The organism is Roseomonas sp. AR75, assembly GCF_005222815.1.
Lineage (GTDB): Bacteria > Pseudomonadota > Alphaproteobacteria > Acetobacterales > Acetobacteraceae > Falsiroseomonas.
In genome coordinates this window covers 222,371-241,171 of record NZ_STGB01000005.1, presented here as the reverse complement: position 1 = coordinate 241,171, position 18,801 = coordinate 222,371, and the positions used below count along the sequence as shown (strand labels likewise).

At 72.0% G+C, this 18,801-nt stretch carries 17 protein-coding genes; 5 read left to right on the top strand and 12 right to left on the bottom strand.

Annotated elements, in window-relative coordinates; all coding sequences use genetic code 11:
• Positions 1-211 precede the first annotated feature (211 nt).
• Both E4T13_RS20830 and E4T13_RS20825 read right to left on the bottom strand, forming a co-directional pair.
• A complete protein-coding gene (locus E4T13_RS20830) occupies positions 212-547 on the bottom strand; it encodes a hypothetical protein (protein WP_137180270.1) in 336 nt (111 codons plus the stop codon).
• Positions 548-661: 114 nt separating this feature from the next.
• Positions 662-1,708, bottom strand: coding sequence for an alpha/beta hydrolase (locus E4T13_RS20825; RefSeq protein ID WP_137180269.1), 1,047 nt, complete (start codon positions 1,706-1,708; stop codon positions 662-664).
• A gap of 117 nt (positions 1,709-1,825) precedes the next feature.
• Between E4T13_RS20825 and E4T13_RS20820 the strand changes: the two genes are divergently transcribed.
• Genes E4T13_RS20820 through E4T13_RS20810 form a run of 3 tightly spaced genes read left to right on the top strand, consistent with a single transcriptional unit; the run spans position 1,826 to position 4,688 of the window.
• The gene (locus E4T13_RS20820; RefSeq protein WP_240791226.1) at positions 1,826-3,238 is read left to right on the top strand and encodes an MATE family efflux transporter; all 1,413 of its coding nucleotides are present in this window, start codon (positions 1,826-1,828) and stop codon (positions 3,236-3,238) included.
• A gap of 8 nt (positions 3,239-3,246) precedes the next feature.
• Entirely contained in the window at positions 3,247-3,681 is a 435-nt protein-coding gene (locus tag E4T13_RS20815; RefSeq protein ID WP_137180268.1) for a PaaI family thioesterase, read from the top strand.
• Between the two features lie 5 nt (positions 3,682-3,686).
• On the top strand, positions 3,687-4,688 hold the full coding sequence (locus E4T13_RS20810) for an asparaginase (protein ID WP_137180978.1): 1,002 nt from the start codon (positions 3,687-3,689) through the stop codon (positions 4,686-4,688).
• A gap of 42 nt (positions 4,689-4,730) precedes the next feature.
• Here the strand turns inward: E4T13_RS20810 and E4T13_RS20805 are convergent, their stop codons facing one another.
• Together E4T13_RS20805 and aspS are read right to left on the bottom strand one after the other, a co-directional pair.
• Positions 4,731-5,576, bottom strand: coding sequence for a cell envelope integrity EipB family protein (locus tag E4T13_RS20805; RefSeq protein ID WP_137180267.1), 846 nt, complete (start codon positions 5,574-5,576; stop codon positions 4,731-4,733).
• A gap of 26 nt (positions 5,577-5,602) precedes the next feature.
• Entirely contained in the window at positions 5,603-7,564 is a 1,962-nt protein-coding gene (gene aspS / locus E4T13_RS20800; protein WP_137180266.1) for an aspartate--tRNA ligase, read from the bottom strand.
• Between the two features lie 107 nt (positions 7,565-7,671).
• Between aspS and rnd the strand changes: the two genes are divergently transcribed.
• Both rnd and E4T13_RS20790 read left to right on the top strand, forming a co-directional pair.
• Positions 7,672-8,856 carry a ribonuclease D gene (rnd, locus tag E4T13_RS20795; protein WP_137180265.1) on the top strand — a complete coding sequence of 395 codons (1,185 nt, stop codon included), beginning with the start codon at positions 7,672-7,674 and terminating at the stop codon, positions 8,854-8,856.
• A 74-nt stretch (positions 8,857-8,930) separates the two neighbouring features.
• A complete protein-coding gene (locus E4T13_RS20790; RefSeq protein ID WP_137180264.1) occupies positions 8,931-9,452 on the top strand; it encodes a YqhA family protein in 522 nt (173 codons plus the stop codon).
• Between the two features lie 46 nt (positions 9,453-9,498).
• On the opposite strand, the gene E4T13_RS20785 is transcribed toward E4T13_RS20790, so the two are convergent.
• The 8 genes from E4T13_RS20785 to E4T13_RS20750 form a co-directional block, all read right to left on the bottom strand.
• Positions 9,499-10,713, bottom strand: a complete 1,215-nt coding sequence (locus tag E4T13_RS20785) for a serine hydrolase (RefSeq protein WP_137180263.1) — start codon at positions 10,711-10,713, stop codon at positions 9,499-9,501.
• Positions 10,714-10,815: 102 nt separating this feature from the next.
• Positions 10,816-12,342, bottom strand: coding sequence for a Ppx/GppA family phosphatase (locus tag E4T13_RS20780; protein ID WP_137180262.1), 1,527 nt, complete (start codon positions 12,340-12,342; stop codon positions 10,816-10,818).
• Positions 12,343-12,350: 8 nt separating this feature from the next.
• Complete coding sequence (locus tag E4T13_RS20775) at positions 12,351-14,561, bottom strand: RNA degradosome polyphosphate kinase (protein WP_137180261.1); 2,211 nt, start codon at positions 14,559-14,561, stop codon at positions 12,351-12,353.
• Between the two features lie 9 nt (positions 14,562-14,570).
• Positions 14,571-15,275 (bottom strand): HdaA/DnaA family protein, encoded by a 705-nt coding sequence (locus tag E4T13_RS20770; protein ID WP_170985118.1) that lies wholly within the window; start codon positions 15,273-15,275, stop codon positions 14,571-14,573.
• Positions 15,276-15,545: 270 nt separating this feature from the next.
• A complete protein-coding gene (locus tag E4T13_RS20765) occupies positions 15,546-16,100 on the bottom strand; it encodes a hypothetical protein (RefSeq protein WP_137180259.1) in 555 nt (184 codons plus the stop codon).
• Positions 16,101-16,215: 115 nt separating this feature from the next.
• Positions 16,216-17,397, bottom strand: a complete 1,182-nt coding sequence (locus tag E4T13_RS20760) for an AI-2E family transporter (protein WP_170985117.1) — start codon at positions 17,395-17,397, stop codon at positions 16,216-16,218.
• Positions 17,394-17,996: a CDP-alcohol phosphatidyltransferase family protein gene (locus E4T13_RS20755; RefSeq protein WP_137180258.1), complete on the bottom strand. Its 603-nt coding sequence runs from the start codon at positions 17,994-17,996 to the stop codon at positions 17,394-17,396. Before E4T13_RS20755 ends, E4T13_RS20760 begins: the two co-directional genes overlap by 4 nt.
• Complete coding sequence (locus tag E4T13_RS20750) at positions 17,980-18,762, bottom strand: hypothetical protein (protein WP_137180257.1); 783 nt, start codon at positions 18,760-18,762, stop codon at positions 17,980-17,982. The genes E4T13_RS20755 and E4T13_RS20750 overlap by 17 nt, the downstream gene beginning before the upstream one ends.
• Positions 18,763-18,801: the final 39 nt, after the last annotated feature.

The following is an 18,801-nucleotide window of genomic DNA, read 5'->3' as shown; positions in this document are numbered from 1 at the left end:
CATTTCGGGAAGGTCGGTCGCGCCCCCACCCGCCTCGCTCCGCTCGGCACCCTCCCCCGCATGGCGGGAGAGGGAAGATCGGCGCCCGGCGTCTGAAGGCACCCAGACCAGGCGGCGCGCAACGCGCGCCGAGGCCGCGAACGCGGCCCGCGGCCTATGCCGCGAAGCCAAGCGCGCGGAGCGCGCGCCCGGCGTCTGAGGGCACCCCGAACTACTGCATGTTGTAGTCGGTGATCTGGCAGGTATCGACTCGGCGCCGCTCATGCGCCTGGCCGTTGGCGAAGACCACGCGGAGGTCGTTGATGCACTGGCCCTGCGGCAGGCGGATGATCAGCGTCTGCCCGGGCTGCAGCACATCCTGCCCCAGCCGGTCCGGCCCCCAGGCATTGTCGTTGGCCGAGGAGACATACACCTCGTTGATCGTCACGCCGGAGCGGTTGTTCAGCCGGAAGGACGGATCGCTGGTCTGCGCCGCGACGGGGGCGGCAAGGGCAAGCGACAGGAAGGCGGCCGGCAGGGCGCGGCGCAGAAAGCGCGTAAGGCGCATGGAGGGGGTATCCCGAAATTACGCCGGACCGGTCCGGCGCGATGGCATCATCGGCCCGCACGCCTGAACCGGGCAATAACGCCAGCCGCGCCGGCGGGCGTCACGCACAAAAAATCACCCGGCCGCGGCTTCCTCCAGGAAGACCTGCACCGCCTGGAACAGCCCGCCGCGGTTGCGCTCCATCAGCATGGTGTGGGTTCCCTCGCCCAGCAGGACGCAGCGCTTGCCCGGGCTCGCCGTCAGCAGCGGGAAGATGGTCGTCGCCATCGCGGGCGGCGTGTCGCGGTCCCATTCCGCGACCACGAGCAGGGTCGGGACGGTGACCTTCGCCGGATCCCAATAGGGGCGGTTGGACTGCCAGTATTCCCGCGAATCGAGCAGCACGCCGTTCGGCGCGCGCAGCACGGACGGATTGCGGCGCATGCCTTCGGGATCGGTCGCCCAGGTCACGCCGGCCCAGTGCTCGAACCAGCCCGGCGGGATCAGGTTGGCACGCGCGGCATCCGGCACGCCGTTCGTCCAGCGCTCCCGCGCCTGCGCCTGCGTCACCATGCGATAGGCGCCGAGCGTCGCGCCGGCGCCGGCCGAGGCGGGGCTCGCGCCCTCCCGCAGCCATTGCGGGGCATAGAGCGCAAGGCGCTCCACCGTGCCCGGATTCTCCGTCGCATGGCGGGCGATCAGCGAGCAGCCCCAGGACCAGGCCATCATCTGCAGGCGCGGGATGCCGCGGCGTTCGCGGATGAAGGCGGAAGCGGCGCCGATCGCGGCCACCGCCTGGTCGCCGCGCACCAGCGGCGGGTTGGCCTCGGGCGGTTGTGCCATCTGCTCGGGGCGCGTGCTGCGGCCATAGCCGGGCAGGTCCAGGCACCACACGTCGAAGCCGCGGCCGGCGATGTAGTCCATCCAGGACACGCCGGCGAGCGGCAGGTCGAAGGCGGTGGAGGCCGGATAGGTCGCGCCATGCACGAACAGCAGCGTACGGCCCGCCGAGGCCTGCGCGCCCTGCTGGCGCTTGCTGCGCAGGAACACCTCGATCCCCGCGGTCGGCGTCGGCACCATGAATTCCTCGGTGACGATGCTCGGCGCCTGGGCCTCAGCCGGCTGCACCAGGCTTGCGGCGGTCACCACCGCCGGTGCCGCCAGAAGGCTGCGTCGCTGCATGTGATCAAACCCTCGCGAGTCATTCGCCCCAATCTAGCGCGCCGCATGCGTCAAGCCCAGGCGCGCCCCCGTCAACCGGCATAGGCCAGCCGGCGCCGCCCGGGCTAGAGGAGCGCGATGGTTGCCAGCATGGCCATCCCGTCGCGCCACGGCGCTTCCGCCTGGCGCGCGGAGGTGGCGGCGACGCTCGCCCTGGCCTGGCCGCTGGTGCTGACCAACCTCTCGCAATTCGCGCTGACGCTGACCGACACGATCTTCCTCGGCCGGCTGGGCACGCAGGAACTGGCGGCGGCGACACTGGGCATGAACCTGTTCTTCGCACTGCTCGCGCCCTGCTTCGGCCTGGCGACCGCTGCGGCGCCGATGGTGGCGCAGACCCGCGGCCATGGGCGCGGCTTCGTGCGCGGCATGCGGCGCGACATTCGCGCTGCCTTCTGGGCCGTCGCGCTGGCCACGCTGCCGACCTGGGCGGTGCTGTGGAATGCCGAGGCGCTGCTGCTGGCGCTGGGACAGGAGAGGGCGCTGGCCGCGCTGGCGGGCGACTATGTCCGCGCGCTGATGTGGGGCCTGCCCTGCTTCTGCGCCTTCGTCGCTCTGCGCGGCTTCCTGGCGGCGGAGCAGCGGCCGGGCGCGGCGCTTGTGGTCTCCTGCTTCGGCATCCTGCTGAACATTCCGCTGAACCTCTGGCTGATCCATGGCGGGCTTGGCGTACCGGCGCTGGGGGTGGTCGGCGCCGGCATCGCCTCCTCGCTCTGCAACCTCGCAATGCTCGCGGGGCTGCTGCTGCTGATCGCGCGCGACCGGCATCTGCGGCGCTTCCATATCCTCGGGCGCTGGTGGCGCTTCGACGCGGCGCGGCTGAAGGAGGCGGCGGTGATCGGCCTGCCGATCGCGGGATCGATGCTGCTGGAGATCGGCGTCTTCGCCTTCGCCGCGTTGGTGATGGGGTGGATGGGCGCGGTGGCGGTCGCGGCGCATGCCATCGCGGTGCAACTGGCCTCGGCGACCTTCATGGTGCCGATGGGCATCGGCCAGGCCGCCACCGCGCGGGTGGGGCTGGCGACCGGCGCGGGCGACCGGGCGGCGGCGGAGCGTGCGGGCTGGGTCGCGATCGCGCTCGGCGCCGGCTTCATGGCGGCCTCGGCCGCGCTGCTGATCCTGGCCGGCGGCTGGATCGCTTGGGTCTTCCTGGATGCGGCCAATCCCGGCGCGGCGGCGACGGCCGGCCTGGCGGCGACGCTGCTGGTCGTGGCGGGGCTGTTCCAGCTGGCCGATGGCGTGCAGGCGGTCGCCTCCGGCGCGCTGCGCGGGCTGAAGGACACGCGCGTGCCGATGCTGCTGGCCGGCTTCGGTTATTGGGTCGCGGGGCTGCCGCTGGGGCTGCTGCTCGGCTTCCGGCTGGAGCTCGGCCCGGTGGGCGTCTGGGTGGGGCTGGCTGCCGGGCTGTTCCTCGTCGCGGGGCTGATGACCTGGCGCTGGCGCGCGCTCTCCGGCGCGGGGCGCTTGACGCGGCGGCCGCGTCCCGCGTGACTGGGCGGATGACCTCGATCTGGAAGCGCCCGCCGGACATCGCGGCGATCAATGCGCGCATCGCGAAAGGCGCCGGCGGCGTCTTCGGCATCCGCCTGACCGCCATCGGCGACGATTCGCTGGAAGCGGAGATGCCGGTGGAGGCGCAGCATCTGCAGCCTTTCGGCCTGCTGCATGGCGGCGTCTCCGTCGTGCTGTCGGAGACGCTGGGTTCGCTCGGCTGCCTGCTGACCCTGCCGCCGGACCGCCATGCGGTGGGCCTCGAGATCAATGCCAACCACATGGCGGCGGTGACGCCGGGGCAGGTGGTGACGGCGGTGTGCCGCCCCTTCCATACAGGGCGCACGACGCAGGTCTGGCAGACCGAGATCCGCCGCGCCGATGGCAAGCTGGCCTGCGTCTCGCGGCTGACCTGCGCGGTGATCGAGGGAGGCTTCGCGTGAACCGCATGGATAAGCCAAAGGTTGCGGTGATCGGCACGGGCGGCACCATCGCCAGCCAGGGCAGCGGGCCGCTCGATACGCAGGACTACGCCTCCTCCGGCCGGCCGATCCTCAAGGCGGACGAACTCGTCGCCGGCGTCCCCGCGCTGGCGGAGGTCGCCGAGGTCATCGCGGTGCCCTTCGCCAACATCGCCTCCACCGCCATCGGCTGGGCGGAATGGCGCGGTCTGCTGGCCGCGATCGCCGCGACCAGGGCGGCGCATCCCGACCTCGCCGGCGTCGTCGTCACGCATGGCACGGCGACGCTGGAGGAGACGGCGTATTTCCTCTCGCTGACCCTGCCGGACGACATGCCCGTGGTGGTCACCGGCGCGCAGCGGCCCTTCACCGGCCTGTCCACGGACGCGCCGATGAACCTGGTGGCGGCGGTGCGCGTCGCGGCGGATCCGCAGTCGCGCGGCCTGGGCGCGCTGGTGGTGCTGAACGACGAGGTGCATGCCGCGCGCGAGGTGACCAAGACATCCACAGGCCGATTGCAGACCTTCCGCGCGCCGGATTTCGGGGCGCTGGCGCATGTGGATGCCGACCGGATCAGCCACTGGCGCCGGCCCACCCGGCTGCTGCCGCCGGCGGAGCGCTTCGACGTGGCTGCCATCGAGACGCCACCGCGGGTGGATGTGACCTATTCCGTCGCCGGCGGCGACGGCGTGGCGACGCGCGCCTTCCTCGCCGCCGGCGCGAAGGGCATCGTCTGCGCCGCCTTCGCCCCCGGCTTCCCGACGCCGGCCGAGCGCGAGGCGCTGGCGGAGGCGATCGGGCAGGGCTGCGCGGTGGTGCTCTCCACCCGCGCCGGATCGGGCCGCGCTTTCCCGACGCGGCGCTACGGCGAGCAGGGCTTCCTCAGCGCGGACAACCTGAACCCGCAGAAGGCGCGGGTCCTGCTGATGCTGGCACTGACGCGCACCACCGACCGCGCGGAGATCGAGGCGCTGTTCGCAAGGGCCTGAGGCGCTGGTCCCTCCTCCGCAGGCGCGGTGGAGGGAACCGCCTCAGCAGCCGCCCGGCACGGGCAGCAGTTCCAGCAGCTTGCCGGTGACGGAGAACTCGCCGAAATCCATCACGATCTCGTCGGCCACGCCATTCTCGAAATAGCGCAGGCCGACCTCGTATTCCGGCTGGCTCGCGCCCGTGCTCGCGCCGCCGCGCTCGAAGAAGGCGATGCGCATCCGCGCCGAGGAGAGCCCAGCCAGCATCGGGAAGGGCGGCGAATCCTGCGCGGGCGTCCAGGCGGAGATCACCGTCGTGGTGTCCTGCGCGCCCTCGTCGGTGGTGCCGTCGAACAGCGGCGCGGCCAGGATGCGCTTGCCGGCGCGCGCCGCCTCGATCGCCAGCACGGTATGCCGCATGGGCAGGATGGTGCCGGCGGGAAGCTCCTCCTGCTGGCCGGCGGGCTCGGTGAAGACGGCGCGGCCGCCGCCATCCGGGCGCAGCGTCGCCTCGCCCGCCACGCGCTGGCTGACCGCGCCTTCGGTGGACTGGGTCAGGGAGAAGCGGAGGGAGGAATTGTCCTTCGCCTCATAGGTCGCGTAGTCGGAATCGGTCTCGATGGCGCGCCCGTCGCGGTCCACCATGGTCATGGTCATCCGCTGGCGGGTCGCCCAGCCCTCGCAGGCATCCTGCACGTCGAACACCATCGCGCCGCGCACGGAGGTGATGCCGGAATTGCGGGCCTCGCCGAGATCCAGGCGATAGGCCGCGCGATGCGCGGCCATGCGCGCGATGCCCGCCTGCATCGCCTCCGGCGCCACGCCGTGGCTGGGGCCGGCGGCCTCGCCCGGCGCGGCGAACAGGGCGAGCGAGGCGACGGCGGCGAACAGGCTGCGGCGCACGGTCATGGCGGCTCCTTGGGTTGCGGCCAGAGTTAGGGAGCCTTCGGGCCGGCGGCACCCTTGGCGGGCGGAAGTTCGATGCGGATCGACAGTTCCTTCAACCGCGCCGGCTCGACGGTGGAGGGCGAGCCCATCATCAGCTCCTCACCCTGCTGGTTCATCGGGAACAGGTTCACCTCGCGCAGGTTCGGCTCCTCCGCCAGCAGCATCACGATGCGGTCGATGCCGGCGGCCATGCCACCGTGCGGCGGGGCGCCGTAGCGGAAGGCGTTCAGCATGCCGCCGAAGCGCTCCTCCACCGCCTCGGGCGGGTAGCCGGCGATGCCGAAGGCCTTCACCATGATCTCGGCCTTGTGGTTGCGGATGGCGCCGGAGGCCATCTCGTAGCCGTTGCAGACCACGTCGTACTGGTAGGCCGGGATGGTCAGCGGGTCCTTGGTCTCCAGCGCCTCCATCTCGCCCTGCGGCATCGAGAAGGGGTTGTGGCTGAAATCCACCTGCCCCGTCTCCTCGTTCAGCTCGTAGAACGGGAAGTCGGTGATCCAGCAGAAGCGGAAGGCGTCCTTCTCGCTCAGGCCGAGCTCGTTGCCGAGGCGCAGGCGCGTCTGGCCGGCGAATTTCGCGGCGTCCGCCTCCTTGCCGGCGGCGAAGAACACGGCGTCGCCTGCGTCAAGGTCCACTTGAAGGGCGAGCGCAAGCAGTCGTTCCGGTTCAAGATTCCTGGCGATCGGCCCCAGGCCCAGGCCCGAAGCAATTGCGGAGATAGTGCCTTCGTCAGGTCCGGGTCGCGCCGCCAGGAAGGCTACGTATTCTGTCGCCGTTCCACCGACGTTTGTCTTTTGCCATTCCTTAAATGCTTCGCGCAGGCTCCTATAGGGCGCGACTGCGACGTCAGGCTCGGATCGCAGCGAAATATAGCCGAGGCCGCCGGCGCCCTGCTCGCGCGCCCATTCGTTCAGCTTGTCGAAGAAGCTGCGCGGGTTGCCGCCGGCGCCCGGCGCCGGAATCGCGCGGACTACCCCGCCTGAGGCCGCGATCTTCGCGAACAGCCCGAAGCCCGAGCCGGCGAAATGCTGCGTCACGTCGCGGATCACCAGCGGGTTGCGCAGATCCGGCTTGTCGGAGCCGTAGTCGAGCATCGCCTGCGCGTAGGGGATGCGGCGCCAGGCGGTGCCGTCGGCGCCATCCACCGTGCGGCTGCCCGCGAATTCCTCGAAGCAGCCGCGGATCACCGGTTCCATCGTGCGGAACACGTCGTCCTGGGTGACGAAGCTCATCTCGACGTCGAGCTGGTAGAACATCAGCGTCCGGTCGGCGCGGCCCGCCTCGTCGCGGAAGCAGGGGGCGATCTGGAAGTAGCGGTCGAAGCCCGCGACCATGGTCAGCTGCTTGTACTGCTGCGGCGCCTGCGGCAGGGCATAGAACTTGCCCGGATGCAGCCGTGCCGGCACCAGGAAGTCGCGCGCGCCCTCCGGGCTGCTCACGGTCAGGATCGGGGTCTGGAACTCGTTGAAGCCGGCCGTGATCATGCGGCGGCGGATGCTGTCGATGATCTGCGCGCGCAGGATCATGTTGCGCTGAAGTCGCTCCCGCCGCAGGTCGAGGAAACGGTAGCGCAGGCGCAGCTCCTCCGGCGCCTCCTGCTCCTGCGCCACCTGGAAGGGCAGGATTTCGGCCGCGGATTGCAGCACCAGCTCCTTCACCCGCAGCTCGACCGCGCCGGTGGGCAGCTTCTCGTTCACCGTGCCCGGCTCGCGGTGCACGACCTCGCCGGTCACGGTGATCACGCTTTCCGGGCGCAGCCGGTCGGCCGCGTCGAACACCGGGGAGCCCGAGGGGATCACGCATTGCGTGATGCCGTAATGGTCGCGCAGGTCGATGAAGAGCAGCCCGCCATGGTCGCGCTTGCGGTGCACCCAGCCGGAAAGCCGGGCGGTCTGGCCGGCATCGGCGGCGCGGAGCGCGCCGCAGGTATGGGTGCGGTAGGCGTGCATGGATCGGTCCGGGGTGCCTGGAATATCGGCGGAAACCGCACCAGCCCGTGCGGGAAGTCAAGCCGCGCGGCTTCCCGGCCCGCCCCCCGGGGCGTAAACCCCCGGTCATGAGCCGCCGCCCGCCGGCATATGCCGAGCTTGTTCCGAGCCTGGTCACCGACACCGCGACCCTGGCCGCCCTGTGCGAACGGCTCCGGCAGGAGCCTTTCGTCACGGTCGACACCGAGTTCATGCGGGAGCGGACCTATTGGCCCGAGCTCTGCGTGGTGCAACTCGGCGGCGAGGCCGAGGTGGCGGTGGTGGATGCGCTGGCGCCGGGGCTGGACCTCGGCCCGCTGGGTGCCCTGCTGGCCGATGAAGCGGTGGTGAAGGTGTTCCATGCGGCGCGGCAGGATGTGGAGATTTTCCTGCTGAAATTCGGGGCCGTTCCCACCCCGCTCTACGATACCCAGATCGCCGCCATGGTCGCGGGCTTCGGCGACCAGGTGAGCTACGACGCGCTGGCCCGGTCGCTGGCAGGCGCGCAGATCGACAAGGCGCACCGATTCTCCGACTGGACGGCGCGGCCGCTCTCCCCCGCCCAGATCGCCTATGCCGCCGCGGATGTGACCCATCTGCGCCGGATCTACACCGGCCTGACCGCCCGGCTGGAGCGGGAGGGCCGCACCCCCTGGGTGGCGGAGGAGATGGCGGCGCTCGCCGACCCCGCCACCTACCGCCCGGACCCGGAGACGCAGTGGGAAAGGCTGCGGCCGCGCAGCCACAACCGGCGCTTCCTCGGCATGCTCCGCGCCGCCTGCGCCTGGCGGGAGCGGGAGGCGCAGCGGGTCAACATCCCCCGCGGCCGGCTGGTGAAGGACGAGACCCTGCTGGAGATCGCCGCCACCGCCCCGGCCAATCCCGCCGAGCTGGGCCGCGCCCGGGGCATTTCGGAGGGCTTCGCCAAGGGCAAGACCGGCGCCTCCCTGCTCGCGGCGCTCGCCGAGGCCAGGGAATTGTCGGAGGACGCGCTGCCGGAGGTACCCCGCGAGCGTGCCGGCCCCGCCGCCTCCCCCGCATTGGTGCTGCTGCTGAAGGTGCTGCTGGCCGCGCAGAGCGAGGCGCATCACGTCGCGCCGAAGCTGCTGGCGAGCAGCGAGGACCTGGAGCGCCTCGCCGGCGGGGAGGAGGATGTGGCGGCCCTGCATGGCTGGCGGCGCGAGGTGTTCGGCGAGTCCGCCCTGGCCCTGAAGGAAGGCCGCATGGCCCTGGGGGTGGACGGCAAGCGGGTGAAGCTGATCGCGGCGGGGTAGGGGCCTGCTCGCCAGGGCGTGCCGCCCGCTCGATCTCCGCGCGACCCAGCGGCCCGTGGCTGCGTTGAGCGAACATGATGCTCGCGAAACTCGCACAGCTGCTGCTTGCCGGCCGCTTTCTGCTCGCCGTGTTCTTCCTCGGCCTGCTCTGGGGGCTCGCCCTCTTTGCGCTGCGGTTCGCTGCGAAGCTGTGGGACATGACGACCGGCCTCTGGGAGAGGTCCGAGACGGAGATGCTGATCGAGCTGCTGCACCTGGTGGACGCCGCACTGGTCGCGGCGCTGGTGCTCATGGTCGCGCTCGCCTCCTATGACAGCCTGGTGGACCGGCTTCAGCGTGAGGCGGATCAGCGGGAGCTGCGCTGGGTTTCACGGACGGACCACGGCAACCTCAAGATCAAGATCGCCACGGCGATGGTCGCGATCTCCTCGATCCACCTGCTGCAGATCTTCCTTCGCGCCGACCACCAGGACGACAGGACGATCCTGTGGCGCATCGTGATCCATCTCGTCTTCCTCGTCGGCGCCGTGCTGCTGGGCGTGCTCGACCGCATCGGCGCGCACCGCGGCGAACCGGAACGCAACGAGAAGGTCTGACCTTGCAGGCGGGTCCGCTCCGCCCCAAGGGGCGGAGCCCCGGGCGTCACCCCCGCTTCGCCGGCCCGAACTGGGTGTACAGCGCCTCCGCCACCCCGCGCAGCATTGTGTCGGCCTTCTTCGTCCCCGCATTGGTCGCCATCACCATCGCGAAGTCGAGGCGCGGCTGCAGGAACACCATGGCCAGGTTCATCGTGTTGGACCCGGTGTGGGTCACGAAAGGCTCGGTCGAGAACGGCATGCCCAGGATGCCCCAGCCAAGGCAATAGGACCCGCCGCCATCCGGCGTGCCCGGCGCGGCACCGGGGCGGGGCGGGATCGTCGCGCGGGCGGTGTGCAGCAGCTTCAGTGTCTCCGGCTTCACCAGCGCCGGGCCGCGGCGGCCCTCGCCGGCGTTCCAGCCGGCCCATGCGGCGAAGTCCAGGATGGACAGATGCGCGGCGCCGGCCGGCCCGACCACCGCAGGGACATCGCCATTCGGCCCGGCCAGGATGGGCTTCAGCGTGCCGTCGGGGTTCTCCGCATGCGCCAGCGGCGCATCGACGAAGCCGCGCCGCGCCTGCGGGCCGAGCCCGGCGGTGGTGAGGCCCAGCGGGGCGAAGATGCGCTGGACCATCATCTCCTCCCAGGTGGAGCGGGCGCGATGCTCCATCATGCTGCCGGCGATGACGTAGTTCATGTTGGCATAGGCCCAGCGCGAGCCCGGCGCCGCGGCGAGCGGGCGCGGTGCGTAGCGGCGGAGCAGCCAGAGCCGCATCTCGTCGAGGTTCAGCACGTCGTCGCCGCCCGCCCCATAGGCGCCGATCACCATGTCGAGCCAGGCCTGGTCGTCGGGCGCGAGGCCGGAGGTGTGCGACAGCAGTTGCACGAGCTGCACCTGCGCAAGCGGCGCGTTGACCGCGACGATGTCCGGAAAGACCTGGCCGATGGTGGTCTCCCAGGTCAGCAGCCCGGCCTCGACCATCGTCGCGGCGATGGTGGCGGTCATGGCCTTGGTGTCCGATCCGATATGCCAGCGATCGTCGCGCGCGACGGGGATGTCGGTGCCCGCGCGGCGCGTGCCGATGGCGCCCAGGGCGACGATCCGCCCCGCCTGCACCACCGCGGCGGCGAGCGCCGGCACGCCGCCGGCGGCGAGATGCGAGCGCAGCTGATCCTCGAGCCCCTCGGGGGCGGGCATCGCGCCCTGCGCCGCCGCGGCCTGCGCCTGCACCGCGATGCCCGCCGCGGCCACTCCCTGCATCAAGTGCCTGCGTTGCATCCTGTCCTCCCGCCCGCGGAAGGATCCTGGGTTGCATGCGCGCGGCCGCCGCTCAAGCCGTCCTGCAGCCCGCGGCCGCTCACGCTCTCGCGCGCCGCGCGGTCAGCCGCGGATCACCTCCACCGTCGCGGTCATGCCGGCCGCTGCCGCCAGCGCGTCCAGCCGGCGTTGCACGCTCTCGCCGGCGAAGACGCCGGTGCCCTCGCGCAGGCCGAGGCGAAGCTCCGCGCCGACGCGCCGCAGCTCCGTGCCGCGCAGCAGCGCTGGCGTGCCGCCCGACAGGGTGAAAGCCAGGCGCAACGCGGCGCCCAGGATCTCGGCGCGCTTGATGGCCGCCGCATCCAGCAGCGCGCGGGAAGGCGCCAGGAAGGGCGCGTCGCCGCCGGCCTCGTAGCGCAGCGCCGCGACGAGCGCGAGGAAGGCGCGCTGGGGGTGATCCACGCCGACCCCGGGCTGGCGCAGCACGCGGTAGAAGGCGTGTTCGCTGCGGTAGTCCGGATGGTCGTGGCTGCCGATATCGGCGATCCAGCAGGCGGCCTGGCGCAACAGGCGCGCCTCCGGCGTCTCCTCCTCGAACAGCGGATCGGTCCAGGCGAACAGCGCGGGAGCAAGGTCGGTGTCGCGACCGAAGCGGTCGGCCAGGTCGCGGCCGGCGGCAAGCAGCGGATCCTCCTGCCTGATCGCGGGTGGCAGCAGGCGAGAGTACCAGCCCTCTCGCAGGCCATTGGCGCTGAACACGACGCGGGACGCGCCGGTGGCGCGCAGCAGGCGGCGTAGCACGACCGCGGCGAAAGGCATGTCCTGCAGGCGCCGCGCCGGCGCGCCGGGCATCTTCTCCAGCGCCTTGCGGCTGGCCTGCGCGACCACGCCCGCAAGGTCGCGTGCCTCCTCCCGCGGGATGACGTAGTGATGCACGATGGAGAGCGGGTAGTTGGTCTGCATGATGTGCATGCGCGCCAGCGCCCGCCAGGCGCCGCCGACGAGATAGAGGTCGCGCCCTTCGCCACGCTTCAGCCAGGGCACGCGCGCGAGGTCCGCCTGCGCGATGGCGCGCGCCTTCACCACGTCGCCGCCGGAGCGGTCGGCCAGCCGGATCGCGCCGAGCGGCAGGGAGGCGACCTGGCCGCGCTGCCCGCGATCGAGCTCCACCAGTTCGAGCGAGCCGCCGCCGAGATCGCCGAGTACGCCATCGGCGCCGGCGAAGCCGAGCAGCACGCCATCGGCCGAGAGCGCGCCTTCCTCGCTGCCGGAGAGGACATGGATCGGAATGTCCGGCAGCCGCGCGCGGATCGCATCGATGAAGTCCAGGCCGTTCTCGGCATCGCGCGCGGCGGCGGTGGCGAGGATCTCGACCGGATCGGCCTCCATCGCGGCGGCGACGGCGGCGTAGCGCGCCAGCACGGTGATGGCCGGGTCGATCGCGGCCTCGTTCAGCCTGCCGGTCTGCTGCAGGCCGCGACCGAGGCCGAGCACCGCCTTCTCGTTGAAGATGGTCAGCGGGTTGCGGGAGACGCCTTCGAAGACGACCAGGCGCACGGAGTTGGAGCCGAGATCCACCACGCCGAAGCGCCGCGGCCGATCCCGGCGCCGCCGGTCGAGGCGCGGCGGCGTGAGGGTGAAGCTGTCCATGCGGCGCGTCAGTCCTGCGACACTCGGTCCTGGCGCCCGCGCCGCGTCGGGTGCAGGCCGCCCGCATGCCGCGCCGCGCGCACGGGGCGGGGACGCAGCGCGCTGCCGCGACCGGACAGCGACGGGTTGGTCATGAAATACTCATGCGCGGAAACCGGCTTGTCGCCCGGCGGCATCCGCCGATAGCCCGCATCGGCGCCGAGTTCCCAGCTCTGCATCGTGTCCTGCAGGTTCACCACCATCACCTGGTCGAGGATCTGCGTGTGCACGGTGGGGTTCTCGATCGGCACCATCGTCTCCACGCGCCAGTCCATGTTGCGGGCCATCCAGTCGGCCGAGGAGATGAACACGCGCGCCCGGCGGGAAGGCAGCTTCTGGCCGTTGCCGAAGACATAGATGCGGCTGTGCTCCAGGAAGCGCCCGACGATGGATTTCACGCGGATGTTTTCCGACAGCCCCGGCACGCCCGGGCGCAGGCAGCAGATGCCGCGCACCACGCAATCCACGCGCACGCCCGCCCCGCTCGCGCGGTAGAGCGCGTCGATCAGCGCCTCGTCAACCAGGGAGTTCATCTTCAGCCAGATCGTCGCCGGCTTGCCTTCCTGCGCGAAGGCGATCTCGCGCTCGATCAGGCTGAGCAGGGCAGGGCGGATGGTCAGCGGCGCGAAGGCCAGCGCCTCCATCGTTTCGGGCCGCGCATAGCCGGTCATGTAGTTGAACAGCTTCTGGGCGTCGCGGGTCAGCGCGGGATCGGCGGTGAAGAAGCTCAGGTCGGTGTAGATGCGCGCGGTGACCGGGTGGTAGTTGCCGGTGCCGAAATGCGCGTAGGATTTCAGCCCCTCGCGCTCACGCCGCACCACCAGCGAGACCTTGGCGTGGGTCTTCAGCTCGACGAAGCCGTAGACCACCTGCACGCCGGCGGCTTCCAGCTCGCGCGCCAGCGCGATGTTCCGCTCCTCGTCGAAGCGCGCCTTGATCTCGATGATGCCGGTGACGGACTTGCCGGATTCGGCCGCCTCGATCAACGCCTTGACGATGGGGCTGTCGCGCGTGGTGCGATAGAGCGTCTGCTTGATCGCGACGACATTCGGGTCGCGCGCCGCCTGGCGCAGGAACTGCACGACGACGTCGAAGGATTCATAGGGGTGGTGGACGACGATGTCCTTCGCCGCGATGGCCGCGAAGCAGTCGCCGCCGAAATCCAGGATGCGCTCCGGGAAGCGGGGCGTGTAGGGCGTGAAGAGCAGGTCCGGCCGGTCGTCCACGATGAGCTGGCGCAGATCCGCCACGCCCAGCACGCCTTCCATCTTCAGCACGCCCTGCGGATCGGCATCCAGCTCCTCCACAACCAGGTCCAGCATGTCCGGCGGCATGCGGCCATCGACGGTCAGCAGGATCACGCGGCCGCGGCGGCGGCGCTTCAGCGCGGTCTCGTAGCTGCGGACGAGGTCCTCGGCCTCTTCCTCGAACTCCACGTCGGTGTCGCGGATCAGGCGGAACAGGCCGCTTTCCGCCGGCAGGAAGCCGGGGAAGAGGCGGTCGAGGAACAGGCCGATCAGGTCCTCCAGCATGACGAAGCGGATCGTCATGCGGTCGCCCTTCACCGCGGGCTCCCCGGGCAGGCGGATGAAGCGCTCCACCTGCGGCGGCAGCGGCAGCAGCGCGCGCATCGTGCCGCCATCCTCCAGCCGCACCAGCTTCAGCACCATGCAGAGGGCAAGGTTGGCGATGAAGGGGAAGGGATGCGCCGGGTCCACCGCGAGCGGCGTAAGCACCGGGAAGATCCGCTCCATGAAGTAGCCTTCGAGCCAGGCGCGGTCGGTGGCGGTCAGCGTGCCGGGCTCGCTGACCACCACGCCAGCCTCCCCGAGCAATTCGCGCAATTCGCGCCAGGCCTGCTGCTGGCCGACGATCAGGTCCTGCGCGCGGGCATGGATCGCGACCAGCGCCTGCGCCGGCGTCAGCCCGTCGGAGGAGGCGGTGGCGATGCCCGCGCGTTCCTGCCCGATCAGCCCGGCGACGCGCACGGAGTAGAACTCGTCGAGGTTGGAGGCGGAGATCGCGACGAAGCGCAGCCGTTCCAGCAGCGGGTGGCGCGGATTGGCCGCTTCCTCCAGCACGCGGGTGTTGAAGGCGAGCCAGGAAAGCTCCCGGTTGATGAAGCGCGCGCTGTCGGCGGGGCCGATCCGCGCGGCGAGGTCGGGCGCCAGCGTGTCCATGGGCGAAGCCTAGCCCAGCCCGGCCTCCGGCGGCGAGGCACCAGACGCTTGCGCAACCGAACCGTCATGATCCCCGAACAGCCGGGCGAGCACGGTGCGCGCGAGGGGGCGGGTGACGGCGCCACCCGTCGCCAGCGCGGCCGCGTCCAGCGCGGCGATGGCGGCGGCGATGGCGGCGGCCTCGCGCGGCAGGCGTGCCAGGAGGAAGGTCTGGACCTCAGGGCCGACGCGAAGCTGCCGGTCAGCCAGGTGCTTGGTCAGCAGCGCCGCCAGCAGGGCTTCGGTCGGCGCGGCGATGCCCACCGCGAGGGTCGCGCGCAGGCGGGAGGCGAGATCGGGCAGGGCGACGGGCCAGCGCGCCGGGGCTTCGCGGGCGGCGAGCAGCAGCGGCGCGCCGGCTTCCGCGCTGCGGTTGATGAGATGGAACAGCGCGGCCTCCGGCGCAGCGTCGGCCGCGTCCAGCACGGTGCCCGGTGCGGGGGCGAGGGCGAGGTCATTCGACAGTTCTGCGCCTTGCAGCAGCCGCCAGCCATGCTCCGCCGCGGCGGCGCGGAGCATGTGCGACTTGCCGGTGCCGGCCGGGCCGAACAGGGCGAGGCGGTGGTTCGGCCAGTCGCGCGGGCGGTCGAGCCAGGCGAGCGCCGCGGCGTTGGAGGTGTCGGACACCAGGTCGGCGCGCGAGGAGGAGGGCGCGACCTGGAGAGGCAGCGGCAATTGGCGGGGCGGATCCGACGCGCTCACCCGCCCGGCATAGCGCAGGGCGGGCGACGGCGCGATGGCGGCCGGGCTCGGGGTCGTCGTTGGTCGGGAAGTTGAATTCGAGAATGTTGACGGCGCGGCTGTCATGCGAGGCGCCTTTCACGTTCGCGCTCGATGCGGTGCCGACCATAGCGATGTCGCCAGCGTCGATGCCGCCCCGGTCCGCCCCGGCGTTCAGCGCGACATACTTCGTACGACAGCGGGCGCAACGCGACCCGGCCGGCTTCAGCGGACGCTGCCGCGGATGCGCTCCGCGTTCAGGCTGTCCGCCGCCGCCAGGGCGCTCGGCACGCGCGGCGGCGCGCTCAGGCGCTGCACCGTCTCGGCCGGGCCGGCCGTGAAGATCTCCCCGGGCAAGGCGCGGTCCAGCGCCGCGCGGTCATTCGCCTCCAGCGCCTGCGCGGCGGACGCAAGGCCGTCGATCACCGGCTGCGCCGGCGCATCGAGCGGGATGCCCAGCGCCGTGCGGGCCTCGTTGCGGGCAACGGAGAGCTGCAGCAGACCGGGCCCGCCGAGCGACTGCCATTGCTGGGCGTTCGGCACCGCCGTCGCCAGCCATTCCAGCTCGGCGAAGGCGCGGGCCGCGGCGGCCGGCTGGTTCGCCGGGCGGGCGCGGAAGAAGGCACCCGCGCTCTGCCCCACAACCATGATCGGATCGCGCCCCGTCGCAGCCGGCGCCAGGGAGGCGGGCAGCGTCGCCTCAGGTGGTGGCCAGCGCATCGGCTCCGACCCGGCGCAGGCCGCCAGGATCGGCAGGATCAGAAGCAGTCGGAAGCGCATGGCGACCCCTCCGGGGCTGGGCGGCGGCCCTGCCATCCTAGGGCCGATCCCGCCTGGCTTGCGAAGCGAATTCGCTGCCCCGCCGGGCACCGTGCCGGCGGGCACGTCCCCCGCATCAAGACCCCGTGCGCGGCGGGTCCAGATACAGCGGGCTCTCCAGGTAGCGCCGCAGCCAGTAGCGCGCGACCACGCCAAGCGCCGCGGCGATGGGCACCGCCAGCAGCACGCCCAGGAAGCCGAAGGCCACGCCGCCCGCGAACAGCGCGAAGATCACCCACACCGCGTGCAACTCCACCCGGTCGCCCAGCAGGCGGGGGTAGATCACATAGCCTTCCAGGATCTGGCCGGTGACGAAGACCGCCACCACCAGCCCCACGCCGTGCCAGGTGGCGAACTGCGCCGCCGCCAGCAGCACCGCGACGACGAAGCCGGTCAGCGACCCGACATAAGGGATGAAGGAGAGCGCGCCGGCCATCAGCCCGACGATCAGCCCGAGCTCCAGCCCCACCAGTTGCAGCCCGGCCGCGTAATAGATGCCGAGGATGCCGCAGCACAGAAGCTGCCCGCGCAGCCACGCGGCCAGCACCCGGTCTGTGTCGCGCGCCAGCTGCCGCAGCGTGTGCGCCGAACGCCGCGGCAGCCAGCTGTCCACCCGCGCGAGGATGCGCGGCCAGTCGCGCAGCAGGTAGAAGGCGACGATCGGCGTCACCACCACCAGGGTGAACACGTTGAACAGCGCGACGCCGCCGCCGATCAGCCGGCCCACCGCGGTGCCGAGGAAGGTCACCATCGCACCGGCCTGGCGCACCGCCAGGTCGCGCAGCTGCGCGTCCACCACCTCCGGCCCGAAGGCTTCCTGCGCGCGCTCCAGCGCCTGCTGCACCAGCGTGCTGATGCCCGTGACATAGGCTGGCAGGCGGGTGATCAGCACGCCGATCTGCGCGACCAGCAGCGGATACAGCAGCAGCATCGCCAGCAGGCCGAAGGCGGCGAGGCCCAGCACCAGCAGGAAGGCGGCCAGCCCGCGCGGAACGCCGAACTGGCGCATCTTCGTGACTGGCGGGTCCAGGAAATAGGCGATGCAGAAGGCCAGGACGAAGGGCGTCAGGATCGCGGAGAACAGCCACAGCGCGAACAGCAGCGCGGCCAGCACGCCGAACACCAGCCCCAGCCGCTGCGACCGCGTGGCGGTGCGCGGTCCCGGCTGGGGCGGCCAGGTGGGCGCGCGCGGCGACGTCACGGCGACGCCGCGCGGGGCCGGCGCCGGCGCCGGCGGCCGCGGCTCCTCCGGCTTCATCGGGTGCGCCTCGCGGTGCGCCAGACATAGACGGCGCCGGAGGCGAAGGTGCTGGCCGCCACCAGCCAGACCAGCGCCGCCACCAGCTTCTCCCCCGGCAGGCCGAATCCGGCGACCATCAGCGCCAGCGCGGCCAGGCCGATCTGCAGCGCTGTGTTCGCCTTGGACAGCAGGATGGGCTGGATCGCCGGCGGTTGGCCGGCGAGGTAGAGGACGATGACCCCGCCGACGATCACGAGGTCGCGGAAGACGACAAGGATGGCGAGCCAGTCCGGCAGCACGCCGATCGCGGCCAGCGTGACATAGATCGAGACCAGCAGCGCCTTGTCCGCGAGCGGGTCGAGGATCGCGCCGAGGCGCGAGCGCGCGTTGCGCACCCGCGCAAGCCAGCCATCCACCCCGTCCGAGATGCCGGCCGCCAGGAACATCCAGAAGGCCAGGTCCAGCCGATGCTGCAGCACGAGCCAGATCGTCGCCGGCACGGCACAGAGCCGGGCGAAGGTGATGGCGTTGGGCAGGGTGAAGACGAGCGCATCATGGGCGCCCTCGGGCGCATTGCCCGGCCCATCCGGCGCCTGGGGATCAGCGCCCGCCGGCAAGGCCGAGGCGCCAGCCCCCGCCGCCCGGCGCCCCCTGGGCCGGCGCGGCAGCCCCGGCCGCCGGCAGGGCAGGGGCCACCTGCAAACCGGCGCCGGCGAGTTCCTCGGCGGCCTGCGGCGGCAGGTTGCGCAGGCCGAGCCTGAGCCGCGCCATGTCGCCGGAGACGCTGAGCACCTCCACCCGCGCCACGGTCGGCGACCGGCTCAGGCGCCGGCTGATCTCGATGTATTCGGGGAAGGAGCGATAGAGCGCGGTGGCCTCGACCGAGGCGATGGGCGGGCCCGACGCCGCCGGCGCGGCCGCGCCGCCGCCGCCGGGTTCGGCCGCGGCCGCGGCCTCGGCCCGGTTCGGCTGGCGGAAATTCACCGTGATGCGCGCGCTGTAGCCGCGCGGCGTGATTCGCTCGCTCTCGATCACCAGAGAGGCGACCATGCCCTCGATCTGCTGGTCCGAGAGGCCGGTGGGCAGGCCGAGCTGCGCCGCCATGCGGCCATAGGCGATGCGCTGGCCGGAGGCGAGGGCGCGATCCCGCGCGACCACGGCATTCTCCGCCGTGGCTTCCGCCGGCACGTCGCGCTGCACCAGCGGATTGCCCTCGGGCGTCGCCTGGGCGAGCGCCGGCGAAGCGAAACCGAGGCCAAGCAGAAGCAGCAGCGCCGCGATTGCGCGCCGGCCGCCGCCGTGGTTGTTACCGGCCGCCGCGCGGGCGGCCTGTCTGCCGCCTGTCCCGGTGCCGTGCTGCGTGCGGTCCTGGCCGACCGGCATCCTGCCATCCCTGTCCCGACCCGCAGCGCATAGCCGATC